At 60.9% G+C, this 16,876-nt stretch carries 20 protein-coding genes; 1 reads left to right on the forward strand and 19 read right to left on the reverse strand.

Annotation, left to right across the window (positions count from 1 at the left end; translation table 11 throughout):
- Positions 1 to 6 precede the first annotated feature (6 nt).
- The 14 genes from IB234_RS13285 to trmJ form a co-directional block, all read right to left on the reverse strand.
- Positions 7 to 1,047, reverse strand: a complete 1,041-nt coding sequence (locus IB234_RS13285; RefSeq protein WP_318652017.1) for a RodZ family helix-turn-helix domain-containing protein — start codon at positions 1,045 to 1,047, stop codon at positions 7 to 9.
- Positions 1,044 to 1,805, reverse strand: coding sequence for a type IV pilus biogenesis/stability protein PilW (gene pilW / locus IB234_RS13290; RefSeq protein WP_192318365.1), 762 nt, complete (start codon positions 1,803 to 1,805; stop codon positions 1,044 to 1,046). Before pilW ends, IB234_RS13285 begins: the two co-directional genes overlap by 4 nt.
- Positions 1,806 to 1,816: 11 nt before the next feature.
- Entirely contained in the window at positions 1,817 to 2,962 is a 1,146-nt protein-coding gene (gene rlmN / locus IB234_RS13295; protein WP_192318368.1) for a 23S rRNA (adenine(2503)-C(2))-methyltransferase RlmN, read from the reverse strand.
- Positions 2,963 to 2,986: 24 nt separating this feature from the next.
- Positions 2,987 to 3,418, reverse strand: a complete 432-nt coding sequence (ndk, locus tag IB234_RS13300) for a nucleoside-diphosphate kinase (RefSeq protein WP_182831880.1) — start codon at positions 3,416 to 3,418, stop codon at positions 2,987 to 2,989.
- A 95-nt stretch (positions 3,419 to 3,513) separates the two neighbouring features.
- Entirely contained in the window at positions 3,514 to 3,714 is a 201-nt protein-coding gene (gene iscX / locus IB234_RS13305; protein WP_192318371.1) for a Fe-S cluster assembly protein IscX, read from the reverse strand.
- Positions 3,715 to 3,728: 14 nt separating this feature from the next.
- Positions 3,729 to 4,070: an ISC system 2Fe-2S type ferredoxin gene (gene fdx / locus IB234_RS13310; RefSeq protein ID WP_192318373.1), complete on the reverse strand. Its 342-nt coding sequence runs from the start codon at positions 4,068 to 4,070 to the stop codon at positions 3,729 to 3,731.
- The gene (hscA, locus tag IB234_RS13315; RefSeq protein ID WP_192318375.1) at positions 4,070 to 5,938 is read right to left on the reverse strand and encodes a Fe-S protein assembly chaperone HscA; all 1,869 of its coding nucleotides are present in this window, start codon (positions 5,936 to 5,938) and stop codon (positions 4,070 to 4,072) included. The genes fdx and hscA overlap by 1 nt, the downstream gene beginning before the upstream one ends.
- Before the next feature lie 41 nt (positions 5,939 to 5,979).
- Positions 5,980 to 6,501, reverse strand: a complete 522-nt coding sequence (hscB, locus tag IB234_RS13320; protein WP_192318377.1) for a co-chaperone HscB — start codon at positions 6,499 to 6,501, stop codon at positions 5,980 to 5,982.
- Between the two features lie 8 nt (positions 6,502 to 6,509).
- Complete coding sequence (gene iscA / locus IB234_RS13325) at positions 6,510 to 6,833, reverse strand: iron-sulfur cluster assembly protein IscA (RefSeq protein ID WP_192318379.1); 324 nt, start codon at positions 6,831 to 6,833, stop codon at positions 6,510 to 6,512.
- A 16-nt stretch (positions 6,834 to 6,849) separates the two neighbouring features.
- Entirely contained in the window at positions 6,850 to 7,236 is a 387-nt protein-coding gene (gene iscU / locus IB234_RS13330; protein ID WP_137971085.1) for a Fe-S cluster assembly scaffold IscU, read from the reverse strand.
- Positions 7,237 to 7,284: 48 nt separating this feature from the next.
- Positions 7,285 to 8,499, reverse strand: coding sequence for an IscS subfamily cysteine desulfurase (locus IB234_RS13335; protein ID WP_192318381.1), 1,215 nt, complete (start codon positions 8,497 to 8,499; stop codon positions 7,285 to 7,287).
- A 32-nt stretch (positions 8,500 to 8,531) separates the two neighbouring features.
- Positions 8,532 to 9,020 (reverse strand): Fe-S cluster assembly transcriptional regulator IscR, encoded by a 489-nt coding sequence (iscR, locus tag IB234_RS13340; RefSeq protein ID WP_192318383.1) that lies wholly within the window; start codon positions 9,018 to 9,020, stop codon positions 8,532 to 8,534.
- A gap of 134 nt (positions 9,021 to 9,154) precedes the next feature.
- Positions 9,155 to 9,934, reverse strand: coding sequence for a serine O-acetyltransferase (gene cysE, locus IB234_RS13345; RefSeq protein WP_192318386.1), 780 nt, complete (start codon positions 9,932 to 9,934; stop codon positions 9,155 to 9,157).
- Complete coding sequence (trmJ, locus tag IB234_RS13350; RefSeq protein WP_192318388.1) at positions 9,927 to 10,706, reverse strand: tRNA (cytosine(32)/uridine(32)-2'-O)-methyltransferase TrmJ; 780 nt, start codon at positions 10,704 to 10,706, stop codon at positions 9,927 to 9,929. The genes cysE and trmJ overlap by 8 nt, the downstream gene beginning before the upstream one ends.
- A gap of 148 nt (positions 10,707 to 10,854) precedes the next feature.
- Between trmJ and suhB the strand changes: the two genes are divergently transcribed.
- Complete coding sequence (suhB, locus tag IB234_RS13355) at positions 10,855 to 11,670, forward strand: inositol-phosphate phosphatase (RefSeq protein ID WP_192318390.1); 816 nt, start codon at positions 10,855 to 10,857, stop codon at positions 11,668 to 11,670.
- A 52-nt stretch (positions 11,671 to 11,722) separates the two neighbouring features.
- Here the strand turns inward: suhB and IB234_RS13360 are convergent, their stop codons facing one another.
- From IB234_RS13360 to tgt, 5 genes are all read right to left on the reverse strand, one after another.
- Positions 11,723 to 12,271 carry a glycine zipper 2TM domain-containing protein gene (locus IB234_RS13360; protein WP_192318394.1) on the reverse strand — a complete coding sequence of 183 codons (549 nt, stop codon included), beginning with the start codon at positions 12,269 to 12,271 and terminating at the stop codon, positions 11,723 to 11,725.
- 175 nt (positions 12,272 to 12,446) lie between these two features.
- Positions 12,447 to 13,361 (reverse strand): protein translocase subunit SecF, encoded by a 915-nt coding sequence (secF, locus tag IB234_RS13365; protein WP_192318396.1) that lies wholly within the window; start codon positions 13,359 to 13,361, stop codon positions 12,447 to 12,449.
- 9 nt (positions 13,362 to 13,370) lie between these two features.
- The gene (gene secD / locus IB234_RS13370) at positions 13,371 to 15,239 is read right to left on the reverse strand and encodes a protein translocase subunit SecD (RefSeq protein ID WP_192318398.1); all 1,869 of its coding nucleotides are present in this window, start codon (positions 15,237 to 15,239) and stop codon (positions 13,371 to 13,373) included.
- Positions 15,240 to 15,299: 60 nt separating this feature from the next.
- Positions 15,300 to 15,641: a preprotein translocase subunit YajC gene (gene yajC, locus IB234_RS13375; RefSeq protein ID WP_043308714.1), complete on the reverse strand. Its 342-nt coding sequence runs from the start codon at positions 15,639 to 15,641 to the stop codon at positions 15,300 to 15,302.
- Between the two features lie 112 nt (positions 15,642 to 15,753).
- On the reverse strand, positions 15,754 to 16,872 hold the full coding sequence (gene tgt / locus IB234_RS13380) for a tRNA guanosine(34) transglycosylase Tgt (RefSeq protein WP_192319091.1): 1,119 nt from the start codon (positions 16,870 to 16,872) through the stop codon (positions 15,754 to 15,756).
- Positions 16,873 to 16,876 lie beyond the last annotated feature (4 nt).

A 16,876-nucleotide genomic window follows, 5' to 3' on the forward strand; every position in this document is an offset into this window, starting at 1 on the left:
TCTGGCTCACTGCCCCAGTTTGAGGCGGGCGGTTTCGCCGTGAGTGGAAGAAGCGACATCGACTGGCTGGCCGTTGACCAGCACCACGGCGCCGCGGGCATAACCCAGGCGTAGTTCCAATGGGGCCTTGCCGGTCAGCTCGACGCTATCGCCACGGCGCTTGAGGGCGCTGAGCAACACCTTGCCGTTGGCATCGGTCAGTTGGGTCCAGCAGTCTGCCGTGAACTGCAGGTTGATCAAAGCCTCTCCAGCAGCGGGAACAGCAGGTACAGCGGCTGTCGGAGCAGCCGGAGCCTGGGCGGCTATGCCTGCCGGAGGTACAGCATTCTCAGTCTCTACGGGCGGAGCTACAGCATCGCTCGCATTCGGTGTCTGCGCCGAGACCGGAGGACTTGGCGGAGCAGGCTGAGCCGGAGTCGCCGATGCGGCAGGATCAGCATCGGCTACTGCAGGTGCCCCGAGCTCATCACCGGAGGCGACTTCGGGCGGCTGCTCGACAGCATCTTCACCCTGCGCCTCAATGACTGCCTCGTCCTCAGGCTCGCCCAGCGGATGGAGCTCGGTGGTGCCATCGGCCGCCTCGACTTCTACATGCTCGATGCTGGACTTCGTCGACTCACTGCCCATGCGCTCGGCTTCACCCTGCCACCAGAGAAAACCAGCACCACCAATGGCCAGCAGCACCACCACACTGAAAAACTTCACCAGCCCCTGTGAAACGCGGGCAGGTTCCTCAATGCGCGCGAGGCTCGCTACGCTGCTGCCACTCGCGTCGGTTCCCGTGTAGTGGTCGAACTCCCTGACAAGCTGGTCAGGGTCAAGCTCCATGAGCTTGGCATAGGTACGCACATATCCACGGGCAAACGTGTGCCCTGGTAGTTGCTCGAAAGCACCCTCCTCCAGGCAACGTAAAGACTGAGCCGTCAAGTTGAGCTGTACGGCCACATCGCTCAGCGCAAGCTCTCGGCTTTCGCGCACCTTGCGCAGCGTTTCCCCAGGGTTGACCCGGGGCGCGGCAACGGCTTCTGGATGCGAGGTTTTCATCACTGCTCCGACAGATACTGCTGATATTCCGGGGTTCCCGGATAAATGCGCTTCAACTGCAGGCCCAGGCTCGCGGCCTGATCACGATCATCGAACACCTTGGCCAAGCGGATACCCAACAGCAGGCTCTGCGCAGACTGTCGCGATTGCTGGCTATATCCGTCGTAATAGCTGCGGGCAGCCACATAGTCCTTATCCTCGAACGTCAGCAGGCCCATCTGCAGTAAAGAAACGGAGCGACTGCTGTTGAGGCGCAGCGCCCGCTCGAAATAATGCTTGGCCTCCTGACGCTTCCCCAACTGCAGCGCAGTCAGCCCCAGGTTCTCGAATACACGAGAGCGCTCCCCGTAGAGTGTGTCCTCGGCTGCCTTCAGGTATTGGGCATACGCATCCTCATAGCGCTTCTGTTCGAAGAGGAAACCGCCGTAGTTGTTCAGCAGACGGGCATCGCCCTTGCTGAGCGAAATGGCCTTACGAAAGTTCTCGTCGGCGAGCTTGGGTTCCATCTCATATTGATAGACCACCGCGAGAGTGGCATAGGCTTCGGCGCTGGAAGAATCGAGCTCCAGGGCCTGGCGCAGAGGCGCCTTGGCAAGCTCGGTAGAACCATTGCGAATATGGCCGACACCCAGCTGAATGTATGCGTCACGGGCGGCCTCCCTACCCTCCCGCGTGCTCATGGGGTCCACCGGACCACCAGTTCTCACGCACCCCGCCAACAAGCAGACAAGAGACAGATAAAGCGCGGCGCGCAGAGTCATGAATTCCCCCTTCAATTTCGATTGGCGGTATTTCGAGGTTCTACAGCCTCGCTACCCAGCTGACGTACGGCGATGTAGCGCTCACTGCGACGAGTGCGATCCTGCACCTGGCCGACCAGTTGCCCGCAGGCGGCATCGATGTCGTCGCCACGAGTAGTACGCACGGTGACGTTGAAGCCAGCCTTGTGCAGCAGATCCTGAAAGCGACGAATAGCATTGTTGCTCGGCCGTTCGTAACCGGAGTGGGGGAAGGGATTAAACGGAATCAGATTGATCTTGCAAGGGAAATCCTTGAGAAGTGCGATCATCTGCGCAGCATGTTCCGGCTGGTCGTTGATGTCCTTGAGCAAGGTGTACTCGACGGTCAGGAAGCGCTTCTCGCCCAGACCTTCGATGTAGCGGCGACAGGACGCCAGCAATACTTCCAGCGGGTATTTCTTGTTGAGCGGCACCAGTTGGTTGCGCAGCTCGTCGTTCGGTGCATGCAGCGACAGGGCCAGGGACACGTCGGTGACGGTCGCCAGCTTGTCGATCATGGGCACCACGCCAGAGGTGGACAGGGTCACCTTGCGCTTGGAAATGCCGTAGCCGAGGTCATCCATCATGATCTGCATGGCCGGTACGACATTGTCGAAATTCAGCAGGGGCTCGCCCATGCCCATCATCACCACGTTGGTGATGGCACGATCGATCTTGGCCGGTACGGTGCCGAAGGACTTATTGGCAATCCACACCTGGCCGATGATTTCCGCGGCAGTCAGGTCGCTGTTGAAGCCCTGCTTGCCGGTGGAGCAGAAACTGCAATCCAGCGCGCAGCCCGCCTGGGATGAGACACAGAGAGTGCCCCGGCCGCCTTGCGGGATATACACGGTCTCGACGCAACTGCCGGACGCCACGCGCACCACCCACTTGCGGGTGCCATCGCTGGAGATGTCCTGGCTGACGATCTCGGGACCGCGAATCTCGGCGCAGGCACTGAGCTTTTCGCGCAGAGCCTTGCCGAGATTGCTCATGGCGTCGAAATCCTCGACACCAAAGTGGTGAATCCATTTCATGACCTGACCGGCACGGAAGCGCTTTTCTCCGATGCGATCGAAGAAGCTTTCCATTTCTCTCTGGGTCAGCCCCAGCAGGTTGGTCTTGGCAACATCAGTCATGGATTCACCCTCGCCTGTTCGCGCTTAGCGAATGCGAGCGCACACCTCGGTGGCGGCGAAGAAGTACGCGATTTCGCGAGCGGCGGAAGCCTCGGAGTCGGAACCGTGTACGGCGTTCTCGTCGATGGAAACGGCGAAGTCAGCACGGATGGTGCCGGCAGCAGCTTCTTTCGGGTTGGTGGCGCCCATCAGTTCACGGTTTTTCAGAACGGCGTCTTCGCCTTCCAGAACCTGAACGATAACCGGACCGGAAGTCATGAAGGCAACCAAATCCTTGAAGAAGCCGCGCTCGCTGTGCTCGGCGTAGAAGCCAGCGGCCTCGCGCTCGGACAGCTGAACCATCTTGGAAGCGACGACGCGCAGGCCGGCCTTCTCGAAACGGGTGGTGATTTCGCCAACGACGTTCTTGGCAACGGCGTCAGGCTTGATGATGGAGAAAGTACGTTGAACGGCCATGTGAAGCTCCAAAGAGTTAAAGCGAAAAATTAAACCCGCGAATTATACGCGGGTTAGGGGGAAATGCGTAGGGCCGCGCCCTGAAGCGGTGCGGCTCAGTCGAGCTCTTCAATCCAGGCCGCCTGAATGGCCTCCAGCACCTTCTCACCGCCACGCTGCGGATCGTCGGCGAAATCCGGCAGGGCCACCACCCAATTGTGCAGGTCGACGAAATTGACGTAGCGCGGATCAATATCCGGCTTGCTGTCGGCCAGTTCGATGGCGATATCCAGTACGTCAGCCCATTTCAGACTCATGACAGCTCCTTGAATCAGTGCGGCGCTTCAGCAGCATGGTTGAGCGAGTACTTCGGAATCTCGACGGTCAGGTCTTCAGTCCCGACGATCGCCTGACAGGCCAGGCGCGACTGCGGCTCCAAGCCCCAGGCCCGGTCGAGGAAGTCTTCCTCCAGCTCATCAGCCTCCTCCAGCGAATCGAAACCCTCGCGAACAATGCAATGGCAGGTGGTGCAGGCGCAGACACCGCCACAGGCGCTTTCCATCTCGATGTGGTGTTCATGGGCCAGATCGAGAATGGAGGTGCCGGGCTCGGCTTCTACGACCATGCCATCAGGGCAGAACTTCTCGTGCGGCAGAAAAATGACCTGTGGCATCAGTTATCCTCGATTTCATTCAGATTGCGCCCCGCCAGAGCGGCTTTCACCGTCGAATCCATCCGGCGCGCGGCAAAGGCATCGGTAATCTGCGACAGGCGCTTGATCTGCCGCTCGAGAACCGCCACATCGGCAGTCGACAGCAGCTCACGCAACTCATCCATGCTCGCCAGGATGACCATTCGCTCTTCTTCGTTAAGCAGACGCTCGCCATCGACATCCAGTGCCGACTGCACAGCCTCAAGCAGACGCTCGGCATCAACCTGTTGCTCGCGCAAGGCGCGCGCATCCTTGTCGCCACCGGCATTGTGGAAGGAGTCCTGTAGCATGCGAGCGATCTCGCCATCGGTCAGACCGTAGGACGGCTTGACCTGAATACTCGCCTCGACACCCGAACCCAGCTCACGCGCGGCGACACTGAGCAGGCCGTCAGCGTCGACCTGAAAGGTCACGCGGATCTTCGCCGCCCCGGCAACCATCGGCGGAATGCCACGCAGCTCGAAGCGCGCCAGGGAGCGGCAGTCCTTGACCAGCTCGCGCTCGCCCTGCAGCACTTGAATAGCCATAGCCGTCTGACCATCCTTGTAGGTGGTGAAATCCTGAGCCCGCGCCACCGGGATAGTGGTGTTGCGCGGAATGACTTTCTCCATCAGGCCGCCCATGGTCTCTAGTCCCAGGGACAGCGGAATCACGTCGAGCAGCAACAGCTCCTCGCCATTGCCACGCTGGTTGCCGGCCAGAGTATCGGCCTGGATCGCGGCACCGATGGCCACCACCTGATCCGGATCGATATCGGTCAGCGGCGCGCGACCGAACAACTCGCCCACTGCCTCGCGCACGCGCGGCACACGGGTCGAGCCACCGACCATGACCACCGCCTCGACTTCCTCGATCTCGATGCCAGCATCGCGCACGGCGCGGCGACAGGCCTTGAGGCTTCGGGCAACCATCGGCTCGATCAGCGCCTGGAACTGCACCCGACTCAGCTCGCCGGACCAGTCATCGTGAACCACTGACACACTATCAGTATCGGTCAGTGCTTCCTTAGCCGCGCAGGCCGCCTGCAGCAGACGGCGCTGGGTAGCTGGATCGAGATCATGGGACAGATCCGCTTGTTCGATGATCCAGCCGGCGATGGCATGATCGAAGTCATCACCACCCAAAGCGCTGTCGCCACCAGTGGCCAGCACCTCGAACACGCCACGAGTCAGGCGCAGTACGGAAATATCGAAGGTACCGCCACCCAGGTCATAGATGGCCACGACACCTTCGGTACCTTTGTCCAGGCCGTAGGCTACGGCGGCGGCGGTCGGCTCATTGAGCAGGCGCAACACGCTGAGATTGGCCAGGCGCGCCGCATCCTTGGTGGCCTGGCGCTGGGCATCGTCGAAATAGGCCGGCACCGTGATTACCGCACCGACCAGCTCACCACCTAGCGCCGCCTCTGCACGCTCGCGCAGGGCACGGAGAATCTCCGCCGACACTTCCACCGGGCTCTTAGCACCCTGCACCGTCTCGATGAACGGCATGTGCGACTCGCCCTCGGCGAAACGATAGGGGAGCTGATCACCAAGCTGCTTGATGTCCGCAACGCCCCGCCCCATCAGGCGCTTGACCGACAAAACGGTATTCAGCGGATCCAAGGCAGCGGCAGCCTTAGCGGCAACCCCCACCTCGACGCGATCGCCGTGATAACGCACCGCGGACGGCAGGATCACCCGTCCCTCGGCATCGGCCAGCGGCTCGGACAAGCCGCTGCGCACGGCAGCGACCAGCGAATTGGTAGTACCCAGGTCGATACCCACCGCCAGGCGGCGCTGGTGGGGTTGCGGGCTCTGCCCGGGCTCGGCGATCTGCAGTAGGGCCATGGTGCTCTAGGTATCAGGCGCGCAGCGCGGGCTGCGCCGGGTTAGTCGTCGAGGCGCTCTTCCAGATCGCGCACTTCGTGGGCCAGCTTGTCGAGGAACTGCATGCGACGGACCAGGCGCTCGGCCTCTTCGCGTCTTGCAGCATCGCTCCAGCAGGCAGAAAAACCTTGATCCAGCTCATCCTGAGCCGTTTTCAGACGCTTCTTGAAGACCGCTACGCCAGCCAGATCAGCACTGTCCTGCAGATCTTCCAGCTCTTCGCGCCAGCGCATCTGCTGGAGCAGGAATTCGGGATCCTGCACCGTCACTTCCAGCGGCAACTCGCGACCGCCCAGCGCCAGCAGGTAGAGCGCACGTCGCGGCGCGCTCTTTAGGGTCTGGTAAGCCTCGTTGAGACGTGCCGACTGCTCCAGCGCCAGGCGCTGCTCGCGCTCGCCAGAATCGGCAAAGCGATCCGGATGTACAGCCTTGGCCAGCTCGCGGTAGCGCGCAGACAGCTGCGCCTGATCCACGCGAAAATCAGGCTGCAGGGCGAACAGGGCAAAATGACAGGGACTACCCACAACCAGCCTCAGACGTTGAAGCTCTCGCCGCAGCCGCATTCGCCACGTACGTTGGGGTTGTTGAACTTGAAGCCTTCGTTGAGGCCTTCGCGGACGAAGTCCAGCTCGGTGCCGTCGATATAGGCCAGGCTCTTCGGATCGATGATCACTTTCACACCGAAGCTTTCGAACACCTGATCTTCGGCAGCGACTTCATCGACGAACTCCAGCACATAGGCCAGGCCCGAGCAGCCGGTGGTGCGCACGCCCAGGCGAATGCCCTCGCCCTTGCCGCGCCCGTCGATGGAGCGTTGCACGTGGCGAGCGGCGGATTCAGTCATGGTGATGGCCATAGCGACTCCTCAGGGATCAGAGCAGACCTTTCTTCTGCTTGTAGTCGTGCACGGCAGCCTTGATGGCGTCTTCGGCGAGCACGGAGCAGTGAATCTTCACCGGCGGCAGGGCTAGTTCTTCGGCCAGCTGGGTGTTCTTGATCGACTCGGCCTCGTCCAGGGTCTTGCCCTTCATCCACTCGGTAGCGAGGGAGCTGGAGGCGATGGCCGAACCGCAGCCGTAGGTCTTGAACTTGGCGTCCTCGATCACGCCCTGCTCGTTGACCTTGATCTGCAGACGCATCACGTCGCCGCACGCTGGAGCGCCGACCATGCCGGTACCGACATTCGGATCCTCGGCGTCCATCTTGCCGACGTTGCGCGGGTTTTCGTAATGGTCAATGACCTTTTCACTGTATGCCATGTTGCAAATCCTCTCTCATCAGGTGCCGCTCTACAGGCGACTCGAAAATCAATGTGCCTGCCATTCGACCTTGGAGATGTCGACACCTTCTTTGAACATGTCCCACAGCGGTGAAAGATCACGCAGCTTGTTCACCGCATCGGCCACCTTGCTGGCCGCGTAATCGACTTCTTCCTCGGTGGTGAAGCGACCGAAGGTGAAGCGGATCGAACTGTGCGCCAACTCGTCGTTGCGCCCCAGAGCACGCAGCACGTAGGAAGGCTCCAGCGAGGCCGAGGTACAGGCGGAACCGGAGGAGACCGCCAGGTCCTTGAGCGCCATGATCAGCGACTCGCCTTCGACGTAGTTGAAGCTGAGGTTCAGGTTGTGCGGCACGCGCTGGGTCAGGCTGCCGTTGACATACAGCTCTTCCATGCCTTCGAGCTGTTTGTAGAAGCGATCACGCAGCGCCAGCACGCGCTGGTTTTCCTGCGCCATCTCTTCCTTGGCGATACGGAAGGCCTCACCCATGCCGACGCACTGGTGCGTGGCCAGGGTGCCGGAGCGCATGCCACGCTCGTGGCCGCCACCGTGGGTCTGGGCCTCCAGGCGCACGCGCGGCTTGCGGCGCACGTACAGCGCGCCGACGCCTTTCGGGCCATAAGTCTTGTGAGCGGAGAAGGACATCAGGTCGACCTTCAGCTTCTCCAGGTCGATTTCCACCTTGCCGGTGGACTGCGCTGCATCGACATGGAACAGCACGCCGCGGGAGCGAGTCAGCTCGCCGATGGCAGCGATGTCGTTGACGGTACCGATCTCGTTGTTGACGTGCATGATCGACACCAGAATGGTGTCCTCGCGCAGCGCCGCCTCGATCATGGCCGGCGTTACCAGGCCATCTTCGCCCGGCTCGATGTAGGTCACTTCGAAGCCTTCGCGCTCAAGCTGGCGCGCCGTATCCAGCACCGCCTTGTGCTCGATCTTCGAGGTGATAATGTGCTTGCCCTTGGTGCTGTAGAAGTGCGCGACACCCTTGATGGCCAGGTTGTCGGACTCAGTGGCACCGGAGGTCCAGACGATTTCGCGCGGATCGGCATTGACCAGCTCGGCCACCTGGCGACGAGCGTTCTCAACCGCCTCTTCGGCCTTCCAGCCAAAGACGTGGGAGCGCGACGCCGGATTGCCAAAGTTGCCATCCACCAGCAGGCACTCGCTCATCTTCTGCGCCACGCGCGGATCGACCGGAGTGGTGGCGGAGTAATCGAGGTAAATCGGCAATCTCATCAGGTATCTCCTATATCAGGCAGGCGCCCTGCTCACTCAATGGCGGACGCTTCGATCTTGTCCAGCTGCGGCGTCCTGCCGTTGCGGCGCTGATCCTGGCGCTGCGCGACTTCCTGCACTTCGCGCCGAGTCACCAGATCAGCCAAGCTGATGCCGCTGAGGAATTCATGAATCTGCTGACTGAGGTCGCACCACAGATGATGGGTCAGACAGGTGTCACCGGAATGGCAATCGCCCATCCCTTGGCAACGTGTGGCGTCGACCGATTCGTTCACCGCATCGATCACCTGGGCGACCTGGATCACGCGCATATCACGCGACAACTGATAACCGCCACCCGGGCCACGCACGCTACTCACCAAGTTGCCACGGCGCAACTTGGCGAACAGCTGTTCCAGATAAGACAGGGAGATACCCTGACGCTCAGAGATATCCGCCAGTGACACGGGCCCGCTCTGGGCATGCAACGCCAGATCAAGCATGGCTGTGACGGCATAGCGGCCTTTGGTGGTCAGACGCATGGTTTTCGCACCACGGATTAACTGAGTTGCCGCAAGTATCCTCTTTTCCTACTATTTAGGTCAACTATAAGACCGATTAAAATAGTCAGGTATAGAGGCTCTGCGGGGCGCGAATGATAGCAGACTACGCGTCGTCAGGCAGCAGGCTTGTCGCCCTGCTCCTTGCAGACATCGGCAAAGTCCTCATCACGCAGCGTCGGTAGGTCTTTGGCGCAGTAATCGCTCCCCAACTCCTTGAGCGCAGAGCACATACCCTCCAGCCGCCCATCCACCGCATGCAAATGATCGAGTAGCTGGCCAATGGCGCGCGCCACCGGATCAGGCATGTCCTGACCGACACCGTAGGCATCGAAACCGAGCTTCTCCGCAATAGCCTGACGCTTGGCTTCCTGCTCGTCATCGTTCTTGACAATGATCCGCCCCGGAATGCCGACCACAGTCGCGCCTGCTGGCACCGCCTTGGTGACCACGGCATTGGAGCCAACCTTGGCACCAGCGCCGACCGTGAACGGCCCGAGCACTTTGGCGCCCGCACCAACCACCACACCATCCTCCAGCGTCGGGTGGCGCTTGCCCTTGTTCCAACTGGTCCCCCCTAGGGTTACGCCTTGGTAGAGCGTGACATCGCTGCCAATCTCGGCGGTCTCGCCGATAACGATACCCATGCCATGATCAATGAAGAAACGACGCCCGATCTTTGCCCCAGGATGAATTTCTATACCCGTCATCCAGCGCCCGAAATTGGAAACAACCCGCGCCAGCCACTTCCAACCATTCGCCCACAAGGCATGGGCAATGCGGTGCAACCACACAGCATGCAAACCCGGGTAGCAGGTCACCACTTCAAAGGCGTTGCGCGCCGCTGGATCGCGATGGAAAACGCTCTGGATATCTTCGCGCACACGCTCAAACATCGTCTTTTCTCCGCTTGTGAGACTCTCCGCGCACCGCCTTCTGGGTTTCGGTGAGGACGCCACGCAGGATATTCATTTCCAGCTTACTGATGCCCGAACGGCCATACAGGCGACGAAGACGAGACATCAGGTGACGCGGACTGGCCGGATCAAGGAAGCCGATCTCCACCAGCACACCCTCCAGGTGGCCGTAGAACAGCTCCAGCTCGTCCGTGGTCACCGGCTGGGTATTGAGCATCGCCGTGGTTTCCAGCTTGCTCATCTTCGTCGGCTGCCCTTCGGCCGCCAACCAGGCCATGCGCACTTCGTAAGCCAACACCTGCACGGCAGCCGCCAGGTTCAGCGAACTGAACTCAGGATTGGATGGAATATGCACATGGAACTGACAGCGCTGCAGTTCGTCATTAGTCAGACCGGCATACTCGCGACCGAACACCAGCGCCACCTCACCGCCCAGCTCAACCTGCTGCAGAGCAGTAGTCGCACACTCTCGGGGATCAAGCAGCGGCCAAGGAATGCGCCGATCACGTGCGCTAGTGCCAAGCGCCACATTGCAGCCTACCAACGCCTCCTCAAGCGTCCCGACCACTATGGCGCCGTCAAGAATATCGGTAGCACCGGAGGCTCGCGCCACAGCCTCGCTACTGGGAAAGTCTTCTGGGTCGACCAGCACCAGACGCGACAGGCCCATGTTCTTCATGGCCCTTGCGGCGCCACCGATATTGCCAGGATGACTGGTATTGACCAGGACCACGCGAATGTTCTGCAGCAATGCCGACTCCGCCAAGGACGCGAAAGGGTCATGAATGTTACAGAAGGCCCCAGCCTAACGCCATGCACAGCGACGAGCCGGCTGCATAGAAAAAGCTAGTCTGCTAGAATGTTCGGCTTTCTTCTTTAACGACCCAGGTGAACCTTCCATGCAGCCCATGCTGAATATCGCGCTGCGCGCTGCGCGCAGTGCCGGCGAACTGATCATCCGCTCCGTCGAACGCCTGGACGTCATCTCGGTCAACGAGAAGGATGCCAACGACTACGTCAGCGAAGTCGATCGTGCCGCCGAGCAGACCATCATTCAGGCACTGCAGAAGGCCTACCCGAACCACGGCTTCCTTGGTGAAGAAAGCGGCAGCATCGTCGGCACCGGCGAAGGTACCGACTACCAATGGATCATCGATCCGCTGGATGGCACCACCAACTTCCTGCGCGGCGTCCCTCACTTCGCAGTAAGCATCGCCTGCAAATATCGCGGCCGCCTGGAGCATGCCGTTGTGCTGGATCCAGTTCGCCAGGAAGAGTTCACCGCCAGCCGCGGCCGTGGTGCAGCCGTCAATGGCCGCCGCATTCGCGTCAGCAACCGCAAGAGCCTGGACGGTGCACTGCTGGGCACCGGCTTCCCGTTCCGTAACGAGCAAATCGACAATCTGGACAACTATCTGGGCATGTTCCGCAGCCTGGTTGGCCAGACCGCCGGCATCCGCCGCGCTGGCGCAGCCAGCCTGGACCTGGCCTACGTCGCTTCCGGTCGCTACGACGCATTCTGGGAATTTGGCCTATCTGAATGGGACATGGCTGCCGGCGCCCTGCTGATCCAGGAAGCGGGCGGACTGATCAGTGACTTCAACGGCGGTCACGAATTCCTTGAGAAGGGCCAAGTCGTGGCCGGCAACACCAAGTGCTTCAAGGCCGTGCTGACTGCCATCCAGCCGCACCTTGCCCCATCGATGAAACGCTGATTCCTGCCAATAAAAAAGCCGCCCCAGGGCGGCTTTTTTATTTCATCTAGCCCTACTGAGCAGTCTGGGCCTGCTGCACCAACACCAGCTGCCCCTGCTTATTGACCGGGATCTGGCTGCCTGGATCACGATCCATACGCACCTGGCCAATCTTGCCGTCAAGCTGATATTTCACGTCATAACCAACCAGTTTCTCGCTGGTATCCGTCACCGTGCTGCAGCGGGTTTCGGTAGTGGTATAGGTATCACGCGACTGCATGCCCTCCTGCACCTTATTGCCCGCATAGCCACCGCCGACAGCACCAGCAACAGTGGCGATCTTCTTGCCATTACCGCCGCCCACCTGGTTGCCCAGCAGGCCACCAACCACCGCACCAATCGCAGTCCCTGCAATCTGATGCTGATCCTTCACCGGACGCTGCCGAGTCACTGCCACGTCCTTGCATACCTCACGGGGAGTCTTGATGGTTTCATTTACCGGCTGCACTGCCAGCACCTCGGCGTACTGGGGGCCGCCCACCAGGCTATAGGTAGCCACCGCGCCACCGGCAGTGACACCCACCGCACCCAGCACCGCACCTACGATCATCGACTTGTTCATGGGGTCCTCCACACACTTCGGTTGCCAGGCGTTCTCGCCCTACTCCCTGCCTTGGATCGAAGCGAGATGAACGAGTTCCCGCTCCGCCTGCGATCTGCCGAGGACTGCGATGAAGCGCACACCCCAAAAACAAAGCCCGGCATAGCCGGGCTTCTTTCACCAACACACATGGAGCTCAGGGACGCTCATCAACCTCTTCGCTGGCAACCGGCGGGATCAGATCCTCGCTGGTCAGCTTGAGCCATACCAGCACGGTCGCACCGATGTATACGGAAGAGTACGTCCCCACCACCACACCTACCAGCAGAGTAAGCGCGAAGTTGGCCAGAGTATCACCGCCGAATACCAGCAGCGCGATCAGCGCCAGCGCAGTCGAGAACGAAGTGGCAATGGTACGCAGCAGAGTCTGGGTGACCGAAACATCGATGTTCTCGATCAGGTCAGCCTTGCGCAAAACACGGAAGTTCTCCCGGATACGGTCATAGATGATGATCGTATCGTTCAGCGAGTAACCGACCATTGCCAGCACGGCAGCCAGGACAGTGAGATCGAACGGTATCTGGAAGAATGCCAGGATACCCAGTGTCAGCACCGTATCGTGGAACAGAGACGCAACCGCACCGACCCCGAACTTCCACTGAAAGCGGAAGGCGAGGTAGAGCAGGATGCCAGCAAGCGCCAGCAGCATGGCCAGGCCACCCTGATCACGCAGCTCCTCACCCACCTGAGGCCCAACGAACTCGACACGCTTCAACTCGAACTGACTATCCGGATCGATCTTTTGCAGCGCATCCGCTACCTGCCGACCGAGTTGCGGGTCATCACCAGCCAAACGCACCAGCACATCCGTGGTCGCGCCGAAACTCTGCACGACAGCGTCGGCATATCCCGCCTGACCAAGCTCGCGCTTGATGGCCTCGAGGTCGGCAGGCTTCTCGTACTGCAGCTCGATCAGCGTACCGCCGGTGAAGTCCAGACCAAAGTTCAGACCTTTGGAAAACAGGGCGCCAAAGCCGATGAGGGTCAACAGGACAGTAATGGCGAACGCAATATTGCGGATCGCCATGAAACGAATGGTTTTCTTGATCATGGCCTGTCCTCAGATCCACAGCTTCTTGAAGTTACGGCCACCGAAAATCAGGTTGACCATGCCGCGGGTGAACATGATCGCGGTGAACATCGAGGTCAGGATGCCCAGCGACATGGTGACCGCAAACCCCTTGACCGGACCAGTGCCTAGGGCAAACAGGATGCCACCCACCAGGAGCGTGGTGAGGTTACTGTCGATAATGGCGGAGTACGCACGATCGAAGCCCTCATGAATGGCCCGCTGCACCGCCATGCCGTTGTTGAGCTCCTCGCGTATGCGCGAGTAGATCAGCACGTTGGCGTCAACCGCCATGCCCAGCGTCAGCACGATACCGGCGATGCCCGGCAACGTAAGCGTCGCGCCGATCACCGACATCAGACCGACCAGCAACACCAGGTTGAAGGCCAGCGCAACGGTTGCCAGCACACCGAAGAACTTGTAGATCAGGATCACGAAGATCGACACGAAGACCAGCGCCCACCAAGTGGAGTCGATGCCCTTGGCGATGTTCTCGGCACCCAAGCTCGGGCCGATGGTGCGTTCCTCGGCGAAGTACATCGGCGCAGCCAGGCCGCCCGCACGGAGCAGCAGGGCCAGCTCGGAGGATTCGCCCTTGCCGTCCAGACCGGTGATGCGGAACTGACTACCCAGCGCCGACTGGATGGTCGCCAGACTGATGATCTTCTTCTCTTCCTTGAAGGTGGAGACCGCCACTTCCTTCTCGACGCCGTCAATCATCTGCTTGACGTAGTGGGTCACCGGCTTCTGCTCGATGAAGATCACCGCCATGCTGCGACCCACGTTATTGCGGGTTGCGCGGTTCATCAGCTCGCCGCCGTGGCCATCGAGACGGATGTTCACCTGCGGTCGACCATTCTCGTCATAGCTGGCCTGGGCATCGGTGACCTGATCACCAGTGATGATCAGGCTGCGCTCCAGGGCTACGGCCGGGCGACCGGACTCACGGAACTCGAAGGGCTCGGTGGAGGCACGAGCAGCATCCGGCTCGGCCTGCAGGCGGAATTCCAGGTTGGCGGTCTTGCCGAGGATACGCTTGGCCTCGGCAGTATCCTGCACGCCTGGCAGCTCGACCACGATGCGGTTGGCGCCCTGGCGCTGCACCAGAGGCTCGGCCACGCCCAGTTCGTTAACCCGATTGCGGACGGTTGTGAGGTTCTGCTTGATGGAGTATTCGCGAATCTCGCTGCGCTTGGCTTCCGAGAGCGGCAGGCGCAAGACGGACAGGCCGTTGCGATCCACGGCCGTCATGTCGAAATCGTTGAAGTTCTTGGTGATCAGCGCACGCGCCTTGTCCAGCGAGTCGCTCTCCGAGAAACCAAGCTGGATGGCGCCGTCTTGCTGCGGCAGGCTGCGGTAACGTATCCGCTCCTTGCGTAGCAGGCTCTTGATCTCGCTCTCGTAGACCTTGAGGCGGGCATCCATGGCCTTGTCCATGTCCACTTCCAGCAGGAAGTGCACACCACCGGACAGGTCGAGACCCAGCTTCATCGGGCCTGCGCCCAGACTACGCAGCCACTGCGGAGTAGTCGGAGCCAGGTTCAGAGCAACCACATAGTCGTCACCGAGCGCGCGGCGCACCAGCTCCTTGGCCGGCAGTTGATCCCCGAGCTTGAACAGGCGGATCAGGCCGCCCTTGCCCTGCCCGGTCAGGCTTGTCGCCTTGACCTGGATGCCAGCCTCGTCAAGCGCCTTGCTAACACGCTCGAGATCAGCCTGGCCGATCTCGAGGGCGGAGCTGGCACCACTGATCTGAATGGCCGGATCATCCGGGTACAGATTGGGCGCGGAATAGATTAAGCCGATGACCAGAACGGCCATGATCAGCAGGTACTTCCACAAAGGGTATTTATTGAGCATGACGCCGCCCGTTATGACACGGGGCGCCTGAAGCGCCCCGTTATGACTGAAAATGAATCGTTAGATGGACTTCAGAGTGCCCTTTGGCAGAGTTGCCGCGATGGCCTGCTTCTGGAACTTCAGCTCGACGTTGTCGGCAATCTCGACCACCACAAAGTCATCGGTAACCTTGGTGACCTTGCCGACAATGCCGCCGCTGGTCACGACCTCGTCGCCCTTCTGCAGGCCGCCGAGCAGATTCTTGTGCTCCTTGGCGCGCTTGGCCTGGGGACGCCAGATCATCAGATAGAAGATGACCAGGAAGCCGATCAGGAACACCCACTCGAAGCCGGTACCGGCGGGGCCGGCGGCAGCGGCCGGCGCGGCGGCATCGGCATAGGCGGCGGGAATCAGAAAGCTCATGGAAAACTCCTATTTCGAGGTCTTGAAACTGTTGTTATCTGGTTGGCCGGCTGTTGTCGGCCATCGCGCATAGATGGAGGCGAAGCGGTGGATTTCAACCGCCCGGCCACTGTCAGGGCTCCAGTGGCGGCGTTGGCAGGCCGCGCCGGGCGTAGAAGGCATCGACAAAGGCGGCCAATGTACCCTGTTGAATTGCCTCGCGCAAACCAGCCATCAGACGCTGGTAATGACGCAAGTTGTGGATGGTATTCAGCATGCTTCCCAGCATTTCGCCGCACTTGTCCAGATGGTGGAGGTAAGCACGGGAGAAGTGCTTGCAGGTGTAGCAGTCACAAGCCGGATCCAGCGGTGAGTCGTCGAGCTTGTGCATGGCGTTGCGGATCTTGATCACGCCGCTGTCGGTGAACAGATGGCCGTTGCGCGCGTTGCGCGTCGGCATTACGCAGTCGAACATGTCCACACCGCGGCGCACGCCTTCGACCAGGTCCTCCGGCTTGCCCACGCCCATCAGGTAGCGCGGCTTGTCGGCCGGCAGCTGTGGTGGCAGGAAGTCCAGCACGCGGATCATCTCTTCCTTCGGCTCGCCGACCGACAGACCGCCGATAGCCAGGCCGTCGAAGCCGATCTCGCACAGACCTTCCAGCGAGCGCATGCGCAGCTCTTCGTGCATGCCGCCCTGGACGATGCCGAACAGTGCCGAGGGGTTGCCCTCGTGGGCGTTCTTCGAGCGCCTGGCCCAGCGCAGCGACAGCTCCATGGAGCGCTTGGCCACATCGAAGTCGGCCGGGTACGGCGTGCATTCGTCGAAGATCATCACGATGTCCGAACCCAGGTCGCGCTGGACCTGCATCGACTCTTCGGGGCCCATGAACACCTTGGCGCCGTCCACCGGCGAGGAGAAGTACACGCCCTCCTCCTTGATTTTGCGCATGGCGCCCAGGCTGAACACCTGGAAGCCGCCGGAGTCGGTAAGGATCGGCCCCTGCCACTGCATGAAGTCGTGCAGGTCGCCGTGCTTTTTGATCACCTCGGTGCCCGGGCGCAGCCACAGGTGGAAGGTGTTGCCGAGGATGATCTGTGCACCGATGTCGCCGACATCGCGCGGCAGCATGCCCTTGACCGTGCCGTAGGTACCCACCGGCATGAAGGCCGGGGTCTCCACCACGCCACGAGGGAAGGTCAGGCGGCCGCGACGGGCACGGCCGTCGGTGGTCAGCAGCTCGAAGGACATATGG

The sequence above is a fragment of the Pseudomonas sp. PDM16 genome (assembly GCF_014851865.1).
In the GTDB taxonomy this organism is placed as follows: domain Bacteria; phylum Pseudomonadota; class Gammaproteobacteria; order Pseudomonadales; family Pseudomonadaceae; genus Aquipseudomonas.